The organism is Kitasatospora sp. NPDC091257, assembly GCF_044757675.1.
GTDB classification, from domain to species: Bacteria; Actinomycetota; Actinomycetes; order Streptomycetales; family Streptomycetaceae; genus Kitasatospora; species Kitasatospora lactacystinica.
Genome location: NZ_JBIVVI010000345.1, coordinates 1 through 7,630, shown reverse-complemented (window position 1 = coordinate 7,630; position 7,630 = coordinate 1). Strand labels below are relative to the sequence as shown.

Annotated in this window: 2 protein-coding genes; both read left to right on the top strand. The window is 73.8% G+C overall.

What is annotated here, in order from left to right:
• Window positions 1-102 precede the first annotated feature (102 nt).
• Complete coding sequence (locus tag ACIQOV_RS17870; RefSeq protein ID WP_401049501.1) at window positions 103-960, top strand: sterol desaturase family protein; 858 nt, start codon at window positions 103-105, stop codon at window positions 958-960.
• A 70-nt stretch (window positions 961-1,030) separates the two neighbouring features.
• The coding region (locus ACIQOV_RS17865) for a condensation domain-containing protein (RefSeq protein ID WP_401049498.1) at window positions 1,031-7,630 on the top strand (6,600 nt) is incomplete at its 3' end.

Here is a 7,630-nt window from a genome sequence, read left to right as displayed (position 1 = left end):
GGTCATTCATGGAGTTAACACGTCGAATGACTGTCACGGCGCGCGTCTGCCGCTAGAGTCTCTGACGTTTCCAGTCGTTAGTCCGCGAAGAACGGGGGGCGCGTGCTGTCAGCCATTGCCCGCCGGCTCGCCCACCCGCTGCTGCTCCTGGGCGTGCTGTGCACGGCCGTCGCGACCCTGCACTTCCACTGGGCGCCGGACCGGGTCTCCCCGCTCTTCCTGGTCGCCGTCCTCGGATACCTGGCAGTCCTGGAACGGGTGATCCCGTACCGGATCGACTGGCATCCGAGCCGACGCGAACTCGGCTGGTACAGCGTCTACTTCGTGCTGAGCATGGTCGGCGGAGCGCTGGCCCAGGGGCTGGTGGCGACGCTGGTGGAAGTGCTCGGCCCGGCCCACCCGGCGCTGCCGTTCGCGATGGAGATCCCACTCGCGCTGCTGGTCGGCTCGCTCGGCGACTACCTCGTGCACCGCTGGTCCCACCGCAACCGGTGGCTCTGGCGGCTGCACGGGGTGCACCACGTCCCGGACAAGGTGAACGTCGCGAACAACGGCGTGAATCATTTCCTGGACGTGCTCGTCGCACAGTCCGTGGTCCAACTGTCGCTGGCGCTGATCGGATTCTCGCCGGATTCAGTGTTCGTGGTCGGAATATTCGTCCTGGCTCAGGGGTATTTCGTCCACGCCAACATCGAAGTCCGAATCGGCCCGCTCGGCCACGTCCTGGCCGGGCCGGAACTCCACCGCCTGCACCACAGCACCGACCTCGCCGAAGCCGGCCACTACGCCTCCGACCTCTCGCTCTGGGACCACGTGTTCGGGAGCTTCACCTGGCGGCCCGGCAGGGTACCGAAGGCTGTCGGCCTCACCGACCCGGCCGCGTTCCCCACCACCGGGGAGCTCGGTGCCACTCTGCTGCACCCCTGGCGCCGGGCGAAGACCACCGAGCAGTCCGTCTGAACCCCGGCCCGAGCGGCCGCTCCCACTTGCCCGTGTCCCCGGCGCCACGCCATCACCCCCGGATTGGACCATGACCTCCTCGCCCTTCGCCGTGCCCCGCGAACGCATCGCGATCACCGGTATCGGCTGCCGCCTGCCAGGACACGCCAACGACCACCGGTCCTACTGGAGCAACCTGATCGAGGGCCGGGACTGTCTCGCAGAGACGCCCGCCGACCGCTACGACACCGGCACCCTGGGCAGCAGGGACCGGGCCAAGCCGGGGCGGCTGATCGGTGGCCGGGGCGGCTACATCGACGGCTTCGACACCTTCGACCCGGACTTCTTCGGGATCAGCCCGCGCGAGGCCGAACACATGGACCCGCAGCAGCGCAAGCTCCTGGAGGTCAGCTGGGAGGCCCTGGAGGACGGCGGCCTGCGCCCCGGCGAACTGGCCGGTCGCGAGGTCGGCGTCTACATGGGCGCCTTCACCCTCGACTGGAAGATCCTCCAGTTCGCCGACCTCGACTTCGGCACCATCGCGGCGCACACCGCCACCGGCACCATGATGACGATGGTGTCCAACCGGATCTCGCACTGCTTCGACTTCCGCGGGCCCAGCGTCTCGATCGACACCGCGTGCAGCTCCTCGCTGGTCGCGGTCCACCTCGCCTGCCAGAGCCTGCTCCGCGGCGAGACCGAACTCGCCCTGGCCGGCGGGGCGTTGCTGCACATGGCGCCGCAGTACACGATCGCCGAGACCAAGGGCGGCTTCCTCTCCGCGGACGGCCGGTCGCGCGCCTTCGACGCCTCCGCCGACGGCTACGTCCGGGCCGAGGGCGTCGGCGTGGTCGTGCTCAAGCGGCTCTCCGACGCGCTGCGCGACGGGGATCCGGTGCACGCCGTCATCCTCGGCACCGGCGTCAACCAGGACGGGCGCACCAACGGCATCACCGTCCCCAGCGCGGACGCCCAGGTCACCCTGATCGAGCGGGTCTGCGCCGAGGCCGGGGTGGTGCCCGGCAGCCTCCAGTACGTCGAGGCGCACGGCACCTCCACCCCGGTCGGCGACCCGATCGAGGCCGCCGCGCTCGGCCGGGTGCTCGGCATCGGCCGCCGACCCGGGGACCGCTGCTACGTCGGCTCGGTCAAGACCAACATCGGGCACACCGAGGCGGCGGCCGGCGTCGCCGGGCTGATCAAGACCGCGCTCGCGATCAAGCACCGCCGCATCCCGCCGCACCTCAACCTGGAGCGGCCCAACCCCGGCATCGACCTGGACGCGCTGCCGTTCGAGATCCCGACCGTCCCGGTGGACTGGCCCGAGCACCGGGGGCCGGCCCGCGCGGGCGTCAACTCCTTCGGCTTCGGCGGCACCAACGCCCACGTGCTGCTGGAGGAGCCGCCGCGGCCCGATCCCGCCGCACCGGTGGCCGGGCCGGTCCGCTCGGTGCTGCCGCTGAGCACCAAGGACACCGCCGCACTTCCCGAACTGGCCGACGCCGTACGGCAGGAGCTCGCCGGCGGGACCTCCCTGGCCGACCTCGGCCACACCCTGGCCCACCGCCGCCAGCACCTGCCCGAGCGGCTCGGGGTGGTCTACTCCACCCGGGAGGACCTGGACGAGGCGCTGGCCGCGTACGCGCGCGGCGAAGAGCACCCGCGAGTGGTCCAGGGCCGCGCCCGGGAACGCCGGCAGCGCCGGCTGGCCTGGGTGTTCACCGGTATGGGACCGCAGTGGTGGGGCATGGGCCGTGGGCTGTACGAGCACGAGCCGGTCTACCGGGAGGCCGTGCAGGCCGTCGACCAGGAGATCCGCGCGCAGGCCGGCTGGTCGCTGCTGACCGAGCTGGGCCGGGACGAGGCGGACTCCAGGATGGCCGAGACCTGGCTCGCCCAGCCCGCCAACTTCGCCGTCCAAGTGGGGCTTTCGGCGCTCTGGCGGAGCCACGGCCTGCGCCCCGACGCGGTGGTCGGCCACAGCACCGGCGAGGTCGCCGCCTTCCACGAGGCCGGGGTGTACGACCTGGCCGACGCCGTGCGGGTGGTGCTCGCCCGCAGCAGCCTCCAGCAGCGCCTGGCCGGCAGCGGCACCATGCTCGCGGTCGGTCTGCCGGAGGCCGAGGCCGAGCGCCGCATCCGCCCGTACCGCTCCCGGATCTCGCTCGGCGCGATCAACAGCCCCTCCGCGGTGACCCTGGCCGGGGACGCCGAGGCGCTGGCCGAGCTGGCCGAGGAGCTGCGGCAGCAGGGCGTCTTCGCCCGCCTGCTGGACGTCGAAGTCCCGTACCACAGCGTGCGGATGGACCCGATCCGGGACGAGCTGGTGGCCGCGCTCGCCGTCATCAAGCCCCAGGAGGCGCGGCTGCCGCTCTACCTGACCGCCCGCGAGGGGCTCGCCCGCGGGCCGGAGCTGGACGGCGAGTACTGGTGGCAGAACGTCCGCAACCCGGTGCGCTTCCGGGCCGCCGTCGAGCGGATGGCCGAGGACGGCCACGGACTGTTCCTGGAAATCGGCCCGCACCCGGTGCTCGGCCACGCGATCCGCGAGTGCGCGGAGCGGGCGCACGTCCTGCCGTCGATCCGCCGGCAGCAGGACGAGCCCGAGCGCCTCGCCCGCAGCCTCGCCGAACTGCACACCCTCGGCGTCGAGTTGAGCTGGGACGCGCTGCACCCGGCGGGCCGCCCGGTACCGCTGCCGGCCTACCCGTGGCGGCGCGACCGGTACTGGGTGGAGCCCAAGCCGGTCGAGCAGGTCCGGCTCGGGCAGCTGGACCACCCGCTGCTCGGCCGCCGCACCGCGAGCGCCCAGCCCGGCTGGACCGTGGCGCTCGACCCCGAGCGGCTGCCCTACCTGACCGACCACCGGATCGAGGGCCAGGTCGTCTTCCCCGCCGCCGGGTACCTGGAGATGGCCGCCCAGGCCGTCCGCACCCTGACCGGCGGCACCGAGGTGACGCTGGCCGAGATCGAGCTGAACCGGGCGCTGTTCCTCTCCGAGACCGAGCCCGTCCCCGTCCAGCTCGGCTACGCGCCGGAGGACGCCCGCTTCACCATCGCCTCCACCCCCGCCGGCGGCGAGCCCGCCGTGCACGCCGGCGGCCGGGTCCGCACCGGCCAGCGCCGCGGCTACGGCCCCGCACTGGACACGGACGCCCTCCGGGCCCGGGGGCGACACCTCGACGGCCCGGACTGCTACCGGCAGCTGGCCGCGCGCGGCTACGACTACGGGCCCGCCTTCCAGGCCATCGCCGAGGTGTGGGCGGGCCCCCGCGAGGCGCTCGCGCGGATCCGGCCGACCGCCGAGCTCGGCCCGGACGCGGCCGACCACCACCTGCACCCGGTGCTGCTGGACGGCTGCTTCCAGACCCTGCTCACCACCCGGCTGGAGGAGCCCGAGGGCGGCAGCGTCCGGCTCCCCGTCTCGATCGCCGAGGTCCGGCTCGACGAGATCGGCGACCGCCCGCTGTGGGTGCACGCCACCGTCACCCGGGACAGCGGCGAGGAACTCGTCGGCGACCTCGCGCTCTACACCGAGGACGGCACCCCGGTCGGCCGGGTCACCGGCTTCCGGGTCGCCGACGTCGCCCAGGCCCCGGCCTCCGTCGGGCTGGCCACCATCGACGGCTGGCTCACCGAGGTCGACTGGGTGGAGGCCGCCGCGCCGGCCGTCGACGGGACCCCCGGCGACCTGCTGCTGTTCGCCGACGAGGGAGGCCTCGCCGAGCGGCTGGCCGCCCTGGCCACCGGCCGGGGCGCCCGCTGCCACCTGGTCCGGCCCGGCACCGAGTACCGGCACGGCGACGGACACTCGACCGTACGGCCCGACTCCGCCGAGGACGTCCGGCGACTGTTCGCCGACCTCGACCCAGGCTTCGCCACCGTCGTCCACCTCTGGAACCTCGACCAGCCCGCCCTGGCCGCCACCACCGCCGACCGGCTCGGCCCGCTCGCGACCCTCGGCGCCTACTCCCTGATCGCCCTCGCCCAGGCCCTGCCCGCCGCCCGCCCGGACGGCCGGCTGCACATCGTCACCCGGGGCACCCAGCCCGCCGCCCCCGGCGACCGGGTCGAACCGCTCGGCGCCCCCGCCTGGGGCATCGGCCGGGTGCTGTGGCAGCAGGAGCTGGTCGCCCAGCGCGGCACCCTGATCGACCTCGACCCGGCCGTCGACGCCGCCGACCAGGCCGAGGCGCTGCTCGCCGAACTCGCCGCCCGGGACGAGCAGGAGATCGCCCTGCGGTCCGGCGGCCGGCTCACCAGCCGGCTGCGGCAGGCCGAGGGCCTCACCCGCCCGCTGCCGCCGGTCCTGCGTCCCGACGGCAGCTACCTGGTCACCGGGGCCTTCGGCGCCCTCGGCCGGCTGCTCTGCCGCACCCTCGTCCGGCGCGGCGCCCGGCGGCTGATCCTGGTCGGCCGCACCGCCCTGCCCGAGCGCTCCGAGTGGGCGTACACCGAACCGGACACCCCCGTCGGGGAGCGGATCGCCTTCCTGCGCGAGCTCCAGGCGCTCGGCGCCGAACCGCTGCTCGCCCCGATCGACGTCACCGACGAGGCCGCCCTCGCCGACTGGCTCGCCGACTACCGGCAGCGCCAGCTCCCGCCGATCCGGGGCGTGTTCCACCTCGCCGGACAGGTCAGGGACACCCTGCTGGCCCAGATGGACCGGCCGGCCTTCGACGCCGGCTACGCCCCCAAGGTGATCGGCGGCCACCTGCTGCACCGGCTGCTGCGGGACGAACCGCTCGACCACTTCGTGCTGTTCGCCTCCGTCGCCTCGCTGCTCACCACCGCCGGCCAGACCAACTACGCGGCCGGCAACGCCTTCCTGGACGCCCTGGCCCACCACCGCCGGGCCGAGGGGCTGCCCGGGCTCAGCCTGGACTGGGGCCCCTGGGCCACCGGCATGATCGAGGAGCTGGGCCTGGTCGCCCACTACCGCGACGCCCGGGGCATGAGCTCGCTGCCGCCGGACGCCGGAACGGCCGTCCTGGAGCGCGTCCTCGGCCAGGACCGCGCCCAGCTGCTGGTCGCCACCGTGGTCGACTGGCCGACCTTCCTCGCCTGGTACCCGGCGCCGCCGCCGCTGGTCGCCGACCTGGCGGCGAGCGCCGCCGAGCAGGCCCCGGCCGAGACCGGAGGCTTCCTGGACGCCTACCGCGCGGCCGACCCGCAGGCCCGCCGGGAGCTGGTCGTCGAACGGTTCACCGCCGCCGCCGCGGCCGTGCTGCGGATCGGCGCCGAACGGATCGACGCGGAGACCAGGCTCGGAGCCCACGGCCTGGACTCGCTGCTCGCGATGGAGCTGCGCGCCCGGGTGCACGGCGAACAGGGCGTCGCCCTGCCGGTGGTGGCCCTGCTCAGCAACGGCACCGTCGGCGACCTGGTCGACCTGCTCACCGAGGGCCTGGCCGAGCGGCTCACCGCCGACGGCGGCCCGGCCGAGGCCGAGGTCGAGCTGTACGCCGACGAGTCCCGCTTCCCGCTCACCCACAACCAGCAGGCGCTCTGGTTCCTGCGCCTGCTGCACCCGGACGGCTTCGCGTACAACATCGGCGGCGCCGTCGAGGTCCGCGCGGAGCTCGACCCGGAGCTGATGTTCGGGGCCTTCCGCCACCTCGTCGCCCGGCACCCCGAGCTGCGCGCCGCCTTCACCGCCGAGGAGGGCCGCCCGGTCCAGCGGATCCGGGAGGAGGCCGAGGCCGACACCGGGCTGTTCGACGTGGAGGGCCGGCCGTGGGAGGAGATCCACGACCTGATCGTCCACGAGTACCGGCGGCCGTACGACCTCGCCGAGGACCCGCTGGTGCGGCTCAGGCTGTTCCGGCGCGGGCCGGACCGCTGGGTGCTGATGAAGGCCGTCCACCACATCGTCTCGGACGCGATCTCCACCTTCACCTTCATCGAGGAACTGTTCGAGGTCTACGAGGCGCTGCGCCAGGGCCGCACCCCGGAACTGCCCCCGGTGCCCGCCCGCTACCTGGACTTCCTCAACCGCCAGAACCGCTTCCTGGCCGGGCCCGAGGCGCGGCGGATGCTCGACTACTGGCGCGGCCACCTGCCGGCCGAGATGCCGGTGCTGGCCCTGCCCACCGACAAGCCGCGCCCGGCCGTGCAGACCCACAACGGCGCCTCCGAGTTCTTCCAGCTGGACGCCGAACTCACCGCCCGGGTGCACGAGCTGGCGCGGGCCAACGGCGCCACCCCGTTCATGGTGCTGCTCAGCGCCTACTACCTGCTGCTGCACCGCTGGTCCGGGCAGCCGGACATCGTGGTCGGCAGCCCCGTCACCGGCCGCACCCAGGAGGAGTTCGCCTCCGTCTACGGCTACTTCGTCAACCCGCTGCCGCTGCACGTGAGCCTGGCCGGGGAGCCGACCGTGGCCGATCTGCTGGGCCGGGTGCGGGAGAGCGTGCTCGGCGGGCTGGACAACCAGGAGTACCCCTTCCCGCTGCTGGTCGAGCAGTTGGGCCTCCAGCACGACCCGAGCCGCTCCGCGGTGTTTCAGGCGATGTTCATCCTGCTCACCCACAAGGTCGCCGTGGAGCGCTTCGGCTACCGCCTGGAGTACATCGAACTCCCCGAGGAGGAAGGCCAGTTCGACCTCACGCTGTCCGCCTACGAGGACCGCGCCGACGGCTGCTTCCACTGCGTCTTCAAGTACAACTCGGACCTCTTCGAGCCCGCCACC